Raw genomic sequence first — 16,177 nt, forward strand, 5'->3', positions numbered from 1 at the left:
TGGCTAGAATCAAAAGAAAGAAGAGAATATTTATCCCTATAATCCATTGTTTTACCTCTTCGCTCACATGATCATAAGCTAAAAATGTAAATGATGAGAGAAGCAGACAGCCAAAAAAGACAAGTACAAAGATTTTTTCAATTTTCATCGTTTCATTACCTCACAACGTGGAAGAGCCTGGATAGAAAAGCAATTCTCATTTCAATACATCCAAAATAATTGGAATCTCCGAAACAGCCAAGGATAGATCCAACTTATTCTCAAGTTCGATGTTCCTATATATTTCATCTACCAGCAAATAATAATACGGACGCTCCCCAGTCCACGAATCCAGTATCTTTTTATAAATCCTATATTCTTCCTTATTTTCCCTCTGCATGTATAGATTTATCTTGATGGTATCTAAGAAACTATAGTGTTCCCTACTATTTTCTATGTTTTCAAAATAAGACTTTTCCAAACTTTCTATCGCTTCAACTTCTTCCCTGTTCAACCTACTTTTTATCAAAATCAGGCAACAAAGCAACTGATAAACCAAGTCCTTGTTACCAAGAACGCTTTCATCCCAAAATTCTTTCAGATGAATTTGATCTTCTTTTCTGACTAAAGCTGTCAAAATTCTTGATTTGTACCGATAAAAATTTCGATACTCCTTCAAAAAAAATCCAGTGTGAAAGAAAGTTAGGAGGGAAAATGGAAGTAACGGGAGTAAACTTCCCCTAAAATCTAGAAGATGGACACCTAAAATAAATATGAGGAACTGAAAAGTAAAAAATATGGTTGTATAAACTTGAAAATATCCCCTGTATTTCGTAGAACCTCTGTCTTCTAAATAAATGGCAGGAGAAAGACCGAAAAATTGTAAGAACAAGAAACAGGGTATATGTACATTATTAAAAGATAAATAGGTGCAGAAATAGCTATAAATAATCTTCTGGTTTGTCAAAAATGAAGCCAGCATAAAAGATAAGGTAGAAATGAGTTGGTTGATAAATAAAAAGATTGGCGTACCAACTAGAAAAAACACCAGAGTAAATAATAACAAACCATCCCCATATCTGCCGATAAAAATCGGCGGAATACAAACAAGAGAGAATATCAGTACTCCTACTAATAGCACGAAATAATGCCGCAGTTTCATCTTCTTAATTCCATTCTAAATGTTTGGTATCATTATGAGCAATAACGAGGCTAAACATTTGTCTCACCTCGCTAAACTGTCTAATTTACAATCATCAATAAAACAGACGCCAGCCGTAAAGTGCCGCCCCCAATCCAACAGCTGCTACCAACCCAGCTATTCCAGTTATCGCAAGAACTGTAGTAGAAATCGAGGCAACTTTAGCCATTAAAACAGGGTATTCTTTTCATTTTGTAACCCCTTTCTTTTCTATAGTATAACCGTTTCGTTACCCATTGTCAATGTTTTTTGGTATTTTTCTAATTAAATTTATTATTGTTATATTTTTGATATAAAAAGAAGCCTGCCCCTCTGGAGCAAGCTCAATCTGTATAGGTTTCTTTGAGGTATTTTTCTATTTTCAAAGCAATAGCATCAATACCTGCTAACTCGTAAAGAAGGCGTGATAGTTCATAGCGTTCTTTGACCAATTTCTTATCCGCAAAGTCTTCGGTCACATTTCCTAAGTCACAATAAAAATCTGCCAAGAAATGAATAGGATAGATTGACTTGAATTCCTCAATGCAGGCTGTAACCAGCTCAATTCCCTTATCTATCTGATTTGTTAACCACAGGTAGCGGGTGTAGTTAGACTGAATACTGAAGTAAGCATCTATATCTACCAATAAATCCAACTTATTTTTATCAATCTTTTCGATTACCTCACTATAGAATTGCTCTGCCTCAGCATTCTTCTCATCTCGAATCAATAGAATCAATAAACTATTGTATAGATAGAGGTAGCCTCTCCTATTCTCCCCAACTCGTTCCAGCAACTCCCTCAATTTCTGAATAGCATCTTCTCGCCTTGCTTCCAAATACTCTGCTAAAACAGCCTCCACCCATTCCAAATAAACTTGGTCTGGAAAGGTCAGATGAGATAGACTACCCTTTTCCCTTTCATATAGAAAACCCAAGGCCTCATAATCTCTTTGCATAAGACAGTTTTTGGCAAGTTTTCTAAACTGTTTCAGGTCAGAGACAATTTCGCTTTCCTCTTCATCAAAAAAATAGTCCATTCTGACTTGGAGTTTTTTAGCAAGGGCATGAAGCAAGTCTGCACCAGGCATGTAGGTTCCCTTCTCAATGCGGCTAATCTGCCCTTGATCACAGACCCCTTCTGCCAACTCCTTCTGCGACCAACCCAATTCTTTTCTTCTATTTTTTAACCTTGTTGCTAGTAAAACTTTCATATCAACCTCTCAGAATCCAATCTATATTTATTATAACAGGTTAAGCCCTAGCAGACAAACAACAAAAAACCTCTCATCAAGAGAGGCTTAACGATTACTCAAAAATATTTCCCAACTCTACATCAACTCGGTTTTCCTTGACATTGATGTCGGTCACAGCGAGCAAAGACTTGTAGTTAGCTACGCTACGGTCCCCTTTTTGGTTTTCCGCAAAGACAGCCACGCCTACCAAGGTTGAGTCAAACTCAGACAAGAGGCTAATCATACCATTGATGGTGCCCCCATTTTTCAAGAAATCATCGACGATCAAGACACGACTTCCTGCCTTCAAACTACGCTTAGACAGGAACATCTTTTCGATACGGTCACTCGATCCTGACACATAGTTGACAGAAACGGTTGAACCTTCTGTGATTTTCAAATCACGACGCACAATCACAAACGGTACATTAAGGACATTGGCAACAGCATTGGCCAAAGGGACCCCCTTTGTCGCAACTGTCATGACAGCATCAATCTTTTCTTCCTTGAAAGCATCCGCAATAATACGACCAACATTCTTCAAAATATGTGGGGTAGACAACAAATCAGAAGAATAGATATAACCGCCTGGCAAGATACGATTACTTTCGGCCATCTGATCACGAAGGGCCTGTGCAATTTCGACAGACTCTGCCTTAGAGATCGATGGAGTAAAAACAACTCCTCCACTGGCACCAGTAATGGTTTCAATATGCCCGATAGAGCTTTCCTCAAAAGCCTTTTTAATGATGGCAATATCCTCTGAGATAGATGACTTGGCAGATTCATACTTTTCCGCAAAGGTATTCAAACTAGTTAATTCATAAGGGTGGTTGATGAGGTAATTGGAAATGACAACCATACGCTCACTTCTTCTTAATTTCATATTGTTCTCCTTTTTGGCTTTTTCCTATTATAGCACATAAAAACACAAAAAGCGAACCTTTTTTCTTGAAAAAGTTCGCTTTTTCGTATTTAGCTATAAACTTGTAGATACCACATTGGAATCCAGCGAGTAAAGTCCGCATACCATTCTGAGATGGTGGCCGCCTGTTCCTGCATCAAGGGGATTTGGAGTGGATCCACCTGCTCCGCCCAAGAAAGAGCCCCCAGACTGTTCACGGTCAGATAAAGGGCTAAAAGCATCCAAAATTCCTCTGGAATAGCGCCTTCAAAATAGGCATCTACCTGACCACGCGCAAAGGCTGGAGACAAATCTGCCGTGAAAATCAAACGGTTGAATTCTTCCCAGGGGTCCCCTATGTCGTAGCGATCAAAGTCTAATATTTTCAGTTTCCCATCCGCACCCAGTAGGAAGTTACCAGTGTGAAAATCACCGTGATGGTAGGCAATTGGTCTTCCTGCCAGCAAGTGACGGTTGGCTTGGACAAAGTCTATCATGGCTTGACCATTTGGATAGGAATGACTAGCTGCTCGGTAGGTAGCTAATTTACTGTCAATCTTAGCCTGATAAAAACTGTTCCAGTCGCGCAGACTTTGATCAATCGGTAGGGCATGCAAGATTCGCAAAAACTTCCCTGACTGACAGCCCAAATCATATAAGACAGAATCAGACAAACTAGAAGCCACTTCATTCATATCCTGACCTTCCACCCATTCATAGAGGGTGTAGACTGACAAGTCATCCGTCCAAAAGGCGATTGGCTCTGCCACAGGCAAACCTAGACCAAACAGGTTTTCAACTAACTGAAACTCTAATCGCTTAGCCTCATAGGCTGGCCGCTCTGCTATTCTCAACAGACCAAAGCGACCATCTTCTAGCTGGACCTTGTACTTTTGGTCCGTGGACCAGCCTTTGGTGAGGGGCTGTCGAGACACTATCCTAACTGCCATCAGTCGATATTTGGCCTATAGAAAGCGCGGTTATCCATGGCAAAGATACGGTTGGTCATCTCGCCTGGACCAACCTTGTCCAAAGCGGTCAACATCATCATCATTTCTGCATCGATATTGTCAATCATGTGGAGGATTTCCGCCTCCATAATCTGCGGACGGACAGGGCTTCCATACTCCAAGAGGCCGTGGTGGCTGAGGATAACGTGGCGCAGAACAGTCACTTCCTCCAAGCTGTCATCGATGCCCAATTCCATCAAGACCTTGGTAATCTCTTCATCAATCAAGGAAATGTGCCCAATCAGATTGCCACGCACCGTGTAGCCTGTGTTATCAGGACCTGTCAGTTCAATCACCTTGGCTAGGTCATGCAGCATGATTCCTGCAAAGAGCAGGCTCTTGTTGAGCTGGGGATAGATGTCACCAATTTTATCTGCCAAACGGACCATGGTCGCTGTATGGAAGGACAGGCCTGAATAGAAGGCGTGGTGGTTGGTCTTGGCAGCTGGGTAGGAATAAAATTCCTTGTCGTACTTGCTGTAAAGAGCACGCACGATCCGCTGCCATGTGGCATTTTCGATGCGGAAAATCATCTGGCTCAGATATTCCTTGGTGTCCTTGACATCAACAGGAGGTTTTTCCTTAAAATCTGCAGGATCATTTGGCTCGCCTGCCTTTGGCAAACGAAGAACCAGTTGATTGACCTGGGGGGTGTTGTTGTAAACTTCACGGCGTCCCTGCATGTGAACAACTGTCCCAGCAGTAAAGTCTTTGATTTTCCCTGGTTGGGCATCCCAGACCTTGCCTTCAATCTCGCCCGTATCATCTTGGAAGGTCAGAGCTAGGTAGTCTTTGCCAGCTCGTGTTTGACGGACATCTGCGGTCTTGATGAGATAGAATCCTTCGAAGAATTCATCTTTTTTCATTTGGTTAATTTTCATTATCTTCCTCATCTAATGGGGACAGGCCAAGCAGTCCCTTGGTTTGGTCATCTTCGTACAGGTCAATAGTACGAAGACTACGCTCGATGGCGTTGGTGCGAGTGGTTAGGAGTTTGTCAATATTGCTGCTGGCTTGATTGAGTTGTTTCTGAGCCTTAAGCAAGAGGTCAGAAAACTTGCCAAATTCCAGCTTGACATTGCCCAAGACCTTGGAAATATCATCGGCTGACCGTTGAATGTTGAGGGTCTTAAAGCCGACGGAGAGAGAGTTGAGCAGGGCAGAAAGTGTGGTCGGTCCTGCTACTACGATATTTTCCTGACGGCGAAGCTCATCAAAGAAAATGGGATTGCGGACCACTTCTGAATAAAGTCCTTCGGTTGGCAAGAACAAGACACCAAAGTTGGTGGTTTCAGGCGGATTGAGGTACTTGCTCTGAATGTCCTTGGCAAAGCGCTTGATAGCCGCCAAGAGATTTTTGCGATGGAGGTCAATCTGGTCCTTATCCCCACTTTCGTAGGCATCTTCCAAGCGGTAGTAATCCGCCAGCGGAAACTTGGAGTCAATCGGCAGATAGATATAGTCTCCCTCGGTCCGTCCTGGTAGCTTGACCGCATACTCCACGCGCTCACTAGAGCCTGAAACCGTGGCAAACTCTCGTTCATATTGGCTAGGTGTCAAAATATCCTCGATAATCTGTCCCAGCTGCAATTCACCCATGATACCACGGGTTTTGGTGCCAGACAGCACCTTGTTAAGACTGCCCACATCACGCGCCACCATCTGCATTTCGCCCAAACCACGATTGACCGATTCCAACTGCTTAGACACCGTTTCAAAGGAGGCTTGTAGACGGGTTTGCAGGGTTTTCTCCAGCTTTTCCTCAACCGTCTGCCGCATTTCTTCCAGGCGTTTTTCATTGGACTCCTGAATGGCCTGCAAACGGCGGTCGGTAGCATCTCGCGTTTTCAAGTGGCTCTTATTCAGCTCTTGCCGGATGTCAGTTAGCTGTTGGTAAAGCTCCGTGCGGAGTCTTTCCACCTCCTGATGAATGGCCTGCTGCTGTTTGAGAGTTGCGTTTTCTAGTTGATAGCTGAGCTGGTCAGACAAGTTGTCTGCTGTGTCTTCTGCCTGATCTTGCAAAAGCAGGGCCAAGCTCTGCCATTTTCCATAAAGAAAAACCAAGGCGAGCAAAACCAGTATCAGCAAAATAAGTAATACAATATCCATCTAATCCCTGTCCTTACTGTAGATCAGGACCACGTAGCCCTGATCCAGTTGAATGTCTATGTCCCTATCTATAAATTCGTTAGAGGAATAGCATTTTTTGAAAAAATAATTGCTGGCATCCAGCGGGTACTTGGCATGACGAATGGTCAGGCGACTCTGGTCCGACGGCATAAAGGAAATGTACTTCATACCAGCAATCGGTGACAAACGGTGCTGACCTGCAGGTCGAAATCGGACGATGTTCTGACTGTCCACCAATTCGATCTGCTCCATAAAGGCAGCCAAGTCAGGCTCTGCAGCCAGAAAGAGATTGGCCATCATGTGGTCCATGCGGCCACCCAAAGCTCCATATATGCGAACCTGGGCCTGCGGATAGGCCTTGAAGATTTCCTTTAAAGCCAGCTCCAAATCTGTATCATCTTTTTCAACAGGAGCTCGCAGAAACCACTCTGCCATCTCCCTTATCTGCCCCAACTCCTCAGAGGTCACCGAGTCAAAATCACCGATAGCCCAGTCAAGAGGCAGGGAGTGGTCCAGAAGACGAAGAGAGCCTGCATCTACCCCCACATAGAGGTCGGCAGGCTCAGGAAGGCAGTCAAAGGAACCGCCTGCAATGACAGCAATCTTAATCATTGAGGGCTGCTTTCAAACTAGCCACATTTGCTTCCAAGTCGCCTTTGAAGAGGTAGGAGCCTGCCACAAAGACATTGGCACCTGCATCTTTTGCAGAATGAATGGTCTTGTCGTCAATTCCACCGTCCACTTCGATGTCAAAGTTCAAACCCTTGGCTTCACGCAATTTAACCAAATCCGCAATCTTCTCAGCCACTTCTGGAATGTAGGCTTGTCCACCAAAACCTGGGTTGACCGTCATGAGCAGAACCTGATCCACCAAGTTGAGCACAGGCTCGATGGTCACAAGAGGAGTGCCTGGATTGATGACCACACCCACCTTCATACCAGCCGCACGAATTTTTTGTAGGGTTCCATGTAGATGAACCGTTGCTTCTGCGTGAATAGTCAAGATATCCGCACCCGCACGGGCAAAGGTCTCGATATGATTTTCAGGATTAGACACCATGAGATGGCAATCAAAAACCAGCTTGCTATGAGGACGCATGGCCGCAACCACATCCGCTCCAAAGCTGATATTTGGCACAAAATGACCGTCCATGATGTCAATATGAACGTATTCCACACCTGTCTGCTCAATACGCTTGAGCTCTTTTTCAAAATTTGCATAATCTGCCGCCAAAATAGACGGTGCAATCTTATAATGTGACATAGAGTACCAACTTTCTATTTGAATTTCTTACTAACCTTGGTATAGGTTTCACGCTGATTTTGGATTTCGCTGAGGAATTGGAGATAATTGTCAAAGCGACTTTGGGAAATGGCAGAGCTGGCAACAGCTTCCTTGACCGCACAATCCGGCTCATGGGTGTGGGTACAGGTCCTAAATTTACAAGCCTGACTGCCTTCCGCAATCTCTGGGAAACAATCTGTCAGAGCCTCCGCCTCCTTGACTTCATAGTCTAGGGATGAAAAACCTGGCGTATCCGCAATTTTCCCACCGAAGACATTGTAGAAGCTGACCGCACGAGTGGTATGGCGACCACGCCCCAGACTATCTGAAATCGCCCCTGTTTCCAAGGCTAATTCTGGTGCAATGCGATTGAGAAGAGTCGATTTCCCAACCCCTGTCTGGCCCATAAAGACCGTCACCTTATCCTGCAATAATGGCGTCAATTCCTCCAAACTATAGACAAATGGATAGCCAATTTTTTCATAAATAGCCTTGAAAGCATCCATCTCCGTCCGATCTTCCACCAAGTCCATCTTAGAGATATAGATAATGGGATCCATATCCTTCTGTTCAAGGAGAACTAGGAAACGATCCAGTAGATTGGCATTAAAATCAGGTTCCTTGGCCGACATGATAACCACTGCCTGATCGATATTGACAATTGGAGGTCGAACCAAACTATTCTTTCTCTCGTGGATTTTTAAAATATAGCCTTCTGAGTTTTCCTCCGCAGAAAAGTCCACAAAATCACCCACATAGGGCGTTTGTCCCTTCTTACGAAAATTTCCTCTGGCTCTGGTTTGATAAATCTGTCCATCTGCCTCGACATAGTAAAAACCAGCCAAGGCCTTGATAATTCTTCCTTGCAATGAAGACTCCTTTGTGTGTACTTGTTCCTATTATACCAAATTTCCTAGGAAAAAGGGAGTAAAGCCAAGTCCTGCACAGCTAGTATTTTCTTGCCAATGGGAATATGTGCACTAGAAAAGCCCTCAAACGAGAGCTTTCTTGGTATACATAGATGGACTAGTCTCTTTTGCGTGATGTGGCAGCTAGTCCGAGACCTGAAAGACCGGACAAGATGCCTCCTAAAACTAGGAGCATAGAGCTACTATCACCTGTTTTTGGCAAGGTTTTGGCAGTAGTCTGAGAGCCTTCCTCTGGTTTAACAGCAGGAGTGCTTGGAGCGGACTTGTCTACCTTTTTCTTGTCGGTTGTTACGACTGGTTGAGCCTTACCAGCTGTCTGGTCAGTTAAGGACGAGGCATCTGTTAGCTGTTCAACTGGTTTGTCTGTCAGAGTGTCAACTAGTTTGCCTGTTGGAGTTTCCGCAGGTTTTTCAGTTGGAGTGTCAACTGGTTTGTCTGTTGGAGTTTCCGCAGGTTTTTCAGTTGGTTGTTCAACTGGCTGTTCGGCTGGTTGTTCAACTGGTTGTTCAGTTGGTTGTTCAGTTGGTTGTTCAGTTGGTTGTTCAGTTGGTTGTTCGACTGGGGTTTCTGGAGCGGCGTCCTTAATCATCCAGAATTGAACCCATGCAAAACCAGCAGAGTTTAGTTGCTTTAAGGCATTATCATAGGTAAGTTCATAGGTTGGACTAGTGTATTGGTCCAACTTGTATCCATCAACTTTGGGTGTTTCTACCGTCTTTGTTTCTCCCGGGTTGATGGTAACATAGTAATGAGATAATGGACCATCAACTTCTGAAATTGCACCTATTAGTACCGAAATTGGTTTTTCAACTGGCTGGTCAGCTGGGGTTGCAACTGGTTGTTCAGTTGGTTGTTCGACTGGTTGCTCAACTGGCTGTTCGGCCGTTTTTTCAACTGGTTTGGTTTCAGCTGGTAGGGTTTCCACTGGCTTTCTAGTCCAATATACCTTTACCACGCTACCAATACTATCCAGGTCTTCTTTTGTCACCACGGAAACATTAGGCAGATTTGAGGTGAATCCACCTAATTCTTCGCTTGGCCACTCTTTACCAGGAAATTCTTCACTATATGGCTCTAACCTAACATATGGCCAACCTGAGTTATAGCCTCGATTTGCAACACCCCAGTATTCTCCATCGATGTAGAATTCGACTACATAAGGTTCAAATACTGCACCGTCTTGAGCGTACACAACAGCAGAACCACCCAGCAACTGATTGCCCACAGGGGCAATTGCACCGCCCAAAACAAGGGTAGAAGTAAGGGCAAGGCCCCATTTAGCAAATTTTTTTACCTGCATTCTATTTTCCCAAGGTCTTATCGACCTTTCCTTTCTTTTTCACCTTATAATCCCCTGCTACAATAGGGTTTGTACCTGTTTTAGTTAAGGGTCGTTAACTAAAACATCGAAAAATCAAAAAATGCCAACTTGATAAGGCTTGAAAAGCCCGTCAAATCAGCATTTTGAATGTTTTTTATTGATGACTTTGATTGTTTTAACAGACGACCGTCTACTAAAACACATATATTCGCCTACAGTTTATCATTTTGTGCTGTTTCTGTCAAAGAATTATGTGCTTTTTGACTGCGAAATGGGATATTATTTCGTTTTAAGACCTGATAGATGGTCGCTGTGGAGATATTAAGCTGCTTGACCATGTCTCGGACAGTTGTTTCTTCTACAACATAGCTCTGAATCACTTGTTTTTCTTTTGATTTTGATATGCCTTTATTACCCAACTTCACACCACGTTCTTTAGCTTTACGCAGTCCGTCCTTGGTGCGGTCAGAAATGGCTTGGAGTTCCCATTCTGCCACATAGCCTAGCATGAGGCAGAAGAATCGGCCTGTCAGCGAGTCAGTTTCGATTTGTTCGTGGATGGATTGCAGGCGGATATGGTGGCTGGTCAAGTCTGAGATGATAGCAGACAGATGGAGCATCTTTCTGGTTAGGCGGTCTAGCTTATAGACTACAAAACTGGTCTCTATACCGCTTTCAGCACAGGCTTTGGCTAGCCTGATAGCTTTTTGAAGTTGTGGGCGGTCTTGATGGCCTCCCGATTCCTTTTCCATGTAGAGTCTGTCACAGAAGTGTAGGGCTTCTTTTTGAACTTCTAGTCCCAGTTCTTGCCGATTGTCCCTCGAACTCACACGAGCGTAGCCAATGACAACAGATCCTTTTTCTTGATAGTGCTTGATGATTTTCTTCACAATTTCCTCCTTGATTTATTCTAGTAGCAGGGGCTGGTTTGAACGGGCATGTGGCGATTGTTTGCCCACCATTCCATTTTCCCCTAGCCAAGTCAAGAAAAAAATAGTATAATAAAAAACAAGCGGAGGTGGTGGAACGGCAGACACGCATGCTTCAGGCGCATGTGCCCATCGGGTGTGAGGGTTCAAATCCCTTCCTCCGCATGATAAACGAGAAACCCCAAGTCAGAATTATTGGCTTGGGGTGATACTTTATGCTAGTTATTTGGCTTCAAATCATTTAAGTAATGTTATCCAGTTTTGCTTTGAATGCAAGATACGGGCTACAAAAACCTGATAGCCCTCTATGAAATAAAAAACGAGATAATGTTCTATCGGCATATAACGGTAGGGCTTTCCATCGACAGTTAGGTTGCCAAATCCTCTGCTAGATACCAAGGGACAGACTTCAGGGAATAGCTCTAATATTTCCAAAGCCTTCAATATCAAATCAATTTTGCTAGCCGCTGCTTGTTGGCTGTAAAAATTGATCAGAATGTAATCATATATAGCCTGCAAATCCTGTTTGGCTCTATCAGAAATAACAAGCTCATATTTTTTCTTATCAGTCAAGACCAAATTCCTTTCTGACAGCCACGAGAGAACTTGTCTTACCTGCTAGAATATCCTGATGTCCTAACAAGATTTCTTTCTTTAACTCTTCAAAAGCAATCTTGTTGCTATCCTCCCTACCGTCTTTTGTAACAAATTCTTGGGCATCAATAGTACCTGTCGCAACTTTTCTCAAGGTCGCATTCAGCACATCTGAAACTGTCATGCTTTCTCCTGCTAATAGCTCCTTTGTCTGCTGATAATAAAATGAATCTGCCCTAAAGTTTACCTGTTGTGTTGCTCCCATTATTCCCAACTCCTTTGTATAGACGTTTTGTACATACAGTTTACCTCTTTTTCAGAAGTTGGTCAAGATATTCGCTAAATAACCCCAAGTCAAAGTTGATGACTTGGGGTCATTTTTATATCTTCTCACGCAATTTCCCATCACGCATTTCCAAAATCACATCAAACATGTCAAGGATGGCAGAGTCTGATTCATGCAAGATAGTAATGATAAGTTTGTCCTCCAGCTGCAAGAGCTTGGTCAAAACCTGCTTAGTCAGGGCAGGGTCTAAATGAGCGGTCGGTTCATCCAAGAGCAAGATCTCCTTACCACTCATCAAGGCACGGAGCAGGCACAGGACATTTTTCTCGCCTCCACTCAAGAGACTAGGATTACTTGCGGTCATCAATGTGTCCTGTAAACTCGCTGGCAAGCTCCTTAACAAGCCAAGCATGACATCTCTTCCCTTCTCATAGGTTCCAAAAACAGACACATTGCTTTCAAAATCAGTATGGTAAAGATTCTCAAACTGGCTGAGATAGAAGGCGGTAGCTGCTTCCATTTCATGCAAAACATCGTTTTCCAGATAGGAAACACTTCCTTTGTCCAGAGCCAGTTCTCCTGCCAACACTCGTAAAAAAGTGGATTTTCCACTGGCTGACGGACCAATGATGGCATACTTTTTCCCCTTGTCAAACCGATAAGAAAAATCTGCTACCGCTAATTCCCCCACATGATAGGCCACATCCCTGACTTCCAAGGCTGTCACATTGGGATAGCTTGGCACTTGCTCAGACAAGACCTGACCAGCAAGATAACCTTCTAAATTGGCAACCGTTTCCTTGGTCGAATGGATATAATTGACATCCAAGAGGATGTATTTCATAGGATAGATGAAATTTTCAACATAGCTGAAGGTTGCAATGGCAGCACCGATGGTCAACTCTTTTTGCAGCAAGAGGTAGCCGACCAAGCCAAAAGCCGTTAATTGCACCAAAAACATGGAAAATCCATTGACAACATTAGCCAGGGTCTTAAATTGCCCAAAGCGAAAACGGGCCTGCTCACTTTCTTCTACCGACCGATGGTGGACACGACTGATGGAGCCGAAGGTTTCAGTATTAACGCGGTTCTTAGCAGAAAAGAGGTCAGTCACCACCTGAAAATAGCTTTCCAAACTCTGTAAAAATGCTCGCTGACGCTGAGAAAGAGGACCCGAAATCCACTTGGGAATGAAAACCGCCAAGGCAGATGACAAAATAATGCCTACCGCAACCAGCGGATGAACAAAGAGAAAGAGGGAAACCGCATAGATGAACATGCTCAAACTAGAGCGGATAATGTCCATGAGGGGACTCAGGTAACTCTCCTCAATGGTTTCCAAATCGTTGTCAAAAATGGATAGATAGGCAGAGACATTCTTCTCTGAAAATTTGGCTAAAGGCTGTGATAACAAGCTGTTTGCCAGGCCTTTTTTAGCATTGACATAGAAACCCTGAGACACCTTCCACTCATAAACCTGGGAAATGTACTGAAAGACTGAATTGGCAATGATGGTCAAAGCGTAGGCCAACAAGAGCCAGACAAGTCCTGTCCAGCCCATCTGAAAAATATGATCAAAAAGATACTTATTTAACTCCGGCAAAACGACATTGGTAAAACTATATAAGATATGGAAAACCAACTGAATGGCAATAACTGGTTTCAATTGATAGATGATTTTTTTCATAACTCCTCCTAGATAGGAATAATCTGACAAAAATTAATTGCTCTCCCCAATCCGTACCACCCCATCATAACGAGAAAGGACCTCATCGGACACGCGGTGGGAAATATGAATGAGTGTCTTATCAGCTAATGAAGTAAGGTAGCCTTCAATTACTGTATAGGTTTCCTGATCCAAGGCAGATAGACTTTCATCCAGCAACAAGATATCCTTATCTTGCAGCAAGGCACGGATCAAGAGCAGGCGTTGCTTTTGTCCGCCAGACAGGCCGCTATCATCACTAATTTCCTCGCTCAAAGAAGCATAACTTGGGAAACGACTGTCAAGGTTCATGGTCTTAATGAGTGACATCAGCCTATCTTCTGAAACCTCCCGTCCCATGGTCAAGTTGTAAAGAACAGTATCATGGAAAAGGGCTCCCTCTTGTGGCAGATAGGCAATCTTATCTTGAATGGTTTGGTAGGACAAGTCTGAAAGAGAGGTTTTATCAACATAAATATCCCCTTCTTGCAGTTGGCTATTCTTGGTCAAAATAAGAGCCAAGGAAGATTTGCCAGAACCACTTTCCCCAAGAATTAAATACTTCTTGCCACGCTCAAACGCTACGGTCAGGTCTTCAAAGACCTGCTTCTCACCGAGAGCATAACTAGCTTTGACCAATTGAATACTCTGGAAAGCTGAGGCCAGATCCTGTCCCTTCATTTCTTGACCCAGATTAGATAGCTCAAACTCTTGCTTTAATTTCTTAACGGCATGCCTGTCCAAAAAGGCTGCCGCAATGCTATTAATGGGATCCACCAACTGCTCTGAAATGGTCAGAATAGCCGTCAAACCTCCGATGGTCAAGGCCCCAGAAAAGACTTGAAAACCACCGATAAAGATAATCGAAAGCGTGGTCAGATAAAAGACCAAACCGACTAAGAGCCGCATGGTTACTGTCGTTCGATTGGCCTGATTAACCTTGTCATTGACTGCTTGATAGCGATCATTCAGTCCATCTAAAACTTGCTGTCTTTGGCGGCTATTTTTCACTTGCAAATAACTCAGAAAGACATCTGAAACCCTTGTATTATAGACCTGCTGACTGTCCGAAATCGCTTCCTGATTGAGCCTTCTCCTCTTTTTAAACAAATAGGGAATCACAACTGGCAAGAATGAGATCAGAATCAAGAAAATAGCTGTCAGACCATCCAAGCTAAGCAAGGCTAGACTGGCAATGCCAAAGGTACAAGCCCCTTGAAAAATCGTAAAGAAAGCGTCGTAATAATCTTCTTTCACCGTCTCCAAATCATTATTGAGCTGGGAAATATAGGCTCCTGCCCCCTGCTCAACAAACCGCCTAAAAGGTAAATCAAAAATTTTCCCAAGAAAGGTCGCCTGCAATTGGAAACCTACTTGATTGAGATAGCTGACATTGGCAATCTGACGAATGTATTCAAAAACCAGCATGACAAGGACAGTTAGCCCCATCAGCACAAAATAAGACACAAAGGCTTGTCTATCTCCAGCTGCAATAGCATCAATAATGTAGCGATATTGGTACAGAAAGCCAACATTGAGCAGGGCTACTGCAAAAATACAAGATAAGGTTAGCCAAAAATTCCTCTTTTTCATTTCCCCTCCATCGTTTGATAGATTTCTAAGCAAACATTTGGTCGCTTTCATCTATATTATAGAATAGGAATTGGAGACGATTTTATTCGTCCCCTATATGCAACTATTTCTCGTTCGCTATTTTTTCAAGTATCGTTTCATACCAATCTGCTATATTCTGGCTATCGACCGCTCGTAAAAGTCCGATACACTTTCTCATCTCCAAAATAGCATTAGAAGTTCCGGTATTTTGATAATCATAAAAAGCCTTACCAAATTTAAACAAAATCCGTTCAAAAATTTCCGTTTCATCGAAAAATAGACCTTTGATGGTCTTTTCAAGAAAGATTGCGTCGACAAGTTCCTTATGTTGAACGCTGACGAGATAGGCACTAAGTAAAATTTGAGAAACTGCCAATCGATGTAGTTTCATTTCACGATAAAACTGTGTACGGCCAATTAGTTCCCTGCAAAAAAGCATCATAGTCTGGTGTTCTAATTCATCCATGGTATTGGCAAATAGCAAGAGCTCGTAATAACTCCAGTTATCCACTCGAAATAGGTAATCCGTTAAAAAGGCTGTATCTTCTTTCGAAACAACTACTGTCTTATCTAAGTCGCTCAGTTTATACGCGATTAAAATAGCATTCAACCGATGAAACTCCCTACGAGAATCTCTTTCTGCTTTTGCTAATTGTTCAGACAAGATTTTCTTTATGGTTACAACATCTCTGATATAGATGAATTGTTTTAGTTGTTCCAAAATTCTAGTCAGCTCATCTTTTTTGAAATCTTGACTGGCATACACGAACTCGTCCACATCCACATTCATTTCTGCCAGCACACCAAATAATTTACTAACAGTAATGTCGGATTCTCCATTTTCAAACCTAGAAAGTTGAGAAGTAGAAATATGTCCCTTGGCGACCTCCGCCAAACTCTTCCCCTTTCCCTCTCTTATCAATTTTAATGTCCTACCAAAACGATTCATGCTTTACCTCTACACTCACGATTAAAAAATCATTTGTAAACATAATTATTATACCACAACTCCCCATGTTTGTGTGTGTTTTCACATAAAGAATAAACCAAGCCAGCTATCTGACTTGGTCATATTT

The 16,177-nt window shown here is 43.0% G+C and carries 16 protein-coding genes and 1 tRNA gene; 1 reads left to right on the forward strand and 16 read right to left on the reverse strand.

Features of this window, described 5'->3' with window-relative positions; translation table 11 throughout:
* Positions 1–196: 196 nt before the first annotated feature.
* The 11 genes from PHA78_RS11280 to PHA78_RS11330 all read right to left on the reverse strand — a co-directional run bounded on the left by PHA78_RS11280 (position 197) and on the right by PHA78_RS11330 (position 10,863).
* Positions 197–616 (reverse strand): hypothetical protein, encoded by a 420-nt coding sequence (locus PHA78_RS11280; RefSeq protein WP_125177476.1) that lies wholly within the window; start codon positions 614–616, stop codon positions 197–199.
* An 887-nt stretch (positions 617–1,503) separates the two neighbouring features.
* Positions 1,504–2,373, reverse strand: a complete 870-nt coding sequence (locus PHA78_RS11285) for a helix-turn-helix domain-containing protein (protein ID WP_099806575.1) — start codon at positions 2,371–2,373, stop codon at positions 1,504–1,506.
* A 94-nt stretch (positions 2,374–2,467) separates the two neighbouring features.
* Positions 2,468–3,280, reverse strand: coding sequence for a pur operon repressor (gene purR, locus PHA78_RS11290; RefSeq protein WP_024377671.1), 813 nt, complete (start codon positions 3,278–3,280; stop codon positions 2,468–2,470).
* A gap of 89 nt (positions 3,281–3,369) precedes the next feature.
* Complete coding sequence (locus tag PHA78_RS11295; RefSeq protein ID WP_272158195.1) at positions 3,370–4,248, reverse strand: aminoglycoside phosphotransferase family protein; 879 nt, start codon at positions 4,246–4,248, stop codon at positions 3,370–3,372.
* Positions 4,248–5,189, reverse strand: coding sequence for a 3'-5' exoribonuclease YhaM family protein (locus tag PHA78_RS11300; protein ID WP_105202656.1), 942 nt, complete (start codon positions 5,187–5,189; stop codon positions 4,248–4,250). The genes PHA78_RS11295 and PHA78_RS11300 overlap by 1 nt, the downstream gene beginning before the upstream one ends.
* A complete protein-coding gene (locus tag PHA78_RS11305; RefSeq protein ID WP_105202655.1) occupies positions 5,179–6,417 on the reverse strand; it encodes a DNA recombination protein RmuC in 1,239 nt (412 codons plus the stop codon). Before PHA78_RS11305 ends, PHA78_RS11300 begins: the two co-directional genes overlap by 11 nt.
* On the reverse strand, positions 6,418–7,050 hold the full coding sequence (locus PHA78_RS11310) for a thiamine diphosphokinase (RefSeq protein WP_105202654.1): 633 nt from the start codon (positions 7,048–7,050) through the stop codon (positions 6,418–6,420).
* Positions 7,043–7,702, reverse strand: a complete 660-nt coding sequence (rpe, locus tag PHA78_RS11315; protein ID WP_105202653.1) for a ribulose-phosphate 3-epimerase — start codon at positions 7,700–7,702, stop codon at positions 7,043–7,045. The genes PHA78_RS11310 and rpe overlap by 8 nt, the downstream gene beginning before the upstream one ends.
* A gap of 14 nt (positions 7,703–7,716) precedes the next feature.
* Positions 7,717–8,592: a ribosome small subunit-dependent GTPase A gene (rsgA, locus tag PHA78_RS11320; RefSeq protein ID WP_099778068.1), complete on the reverse strand. Its 876-nt coding sequence runs from the start codon at positions 8,590–8,592 to the stop codon at positions 7,717–7,719.
* Positions 8,593–8,749: 157 nt separating this feature from the next.
* Positions 8,750–9,952, reverse strand: a complete 1,203-nt coding sequence (locus PHA78_RS11325) for an LPXTG cell wall anchor domain-containing protein (protein ID WP_272158196.1) — start codon at positions 9,950–9,952, stop codon at positions 8,750–8,752.
* Between the two features lie 233 nt (positions 9,953–10,185).
* The gene (locus PHA78_RS11330) at positions 10,186–10,863 is read right to left on the reverse strand and encodes a recombinase family protein (RefSeq protein ID WP_024377679.1); all 678 of its coding nucleotides are present in this window, start codon (positions 10,861–10,863) and stop codon (positions 10,186–10,188) included.
* Between the two features lie 122 nt (positions 10,864–10,985).
* Between PHA78_RS11330 and PHA78_RS11335 the strand changes: the two genes are divergently transcribed.
* Positions 10,986–11,067 (forward strand) — tRNA-Leu (locus tag PHA78_RS11335).
* A gap of 72 nt (positions 11,068–11,139) precedes the next feature.
* Here the strand turns inward: PHA78_RS11335 and PHA78_RS11340 are convergent.
* The 5 genes from PHA78_RS11340 to PHA78_RS11360 form a co-directional block, all read right to left on the reverse strand.
* Entirely contained in the window at positions 11,140–11,475 is a 336-nt protein-coding gene (locus PHA78_RS11340; RefSeq protein ID WP_024377680.1) for a type II toxin-antitoxin system RelE/ParE family toxin, read from the reverse strand.
* On the reverse strand, positions 11,468–11,761 hold the full coding sequence (locus PHA78_RS11345; protein WP_024377681.1) for a hypothetical protein: 294 nt from the start codon (positions 11,759–11,761) through the stop codon (positions 11,468–11,470). The genes PHA78_RS11340 and PHA78_RS11345 overlap by 8 nt, the downstream gene beginning before the upstream one ends.
* Positions 11,762–11,876: 115 nt before the next feature.
* Complete coding sequence (locus PHA78_RS11350; protein ID WP_272158197.1) at positions 11,877–13,469, reverse strand: ATP-binding cassette domain-containing protein; 1,593 nt, start codon at positions 13,467–13,469, stop codon at positions 11,877–11,879.
* A gap of 33 nt (positions 13,470–13,502) precedes the next feature.
* Positions 13,503–15,080 (reverse strand): ATP-binding cassette domain-containing protein, encoded by a 1,578-nt coding sequence (locus PHA78_RS11355; protein WP_272158198.1) that lies wholly within the window; start codon positions 15,078–15,080, stop codon positions 13,503–13,505.
* Between the two features lie 103 nt (positions 15,081–15,183).
* Complete coding sequence (locus PHA78_RS11360) at positions 15,184–16,050, reverse strand: helix-turn-helix domain-containing protein (RefSeq protein WP_272158199.1); 867 nt, start codon at positions 16,048–16,050, stop codon at positions 15,184–15,186.
* Positions 16,051–16,177 lie beyond the last annotated feature (127 nt).

The organism is Streptococcus sp. HN38 (genome assembly GCF_028335765.1).
Taxonomy (GTDB): Bacteria; Bacillota; Bacilli; order Lactobacillales; family Streptococcaceae; genus Streptococcus; species Streptococcus suis_P.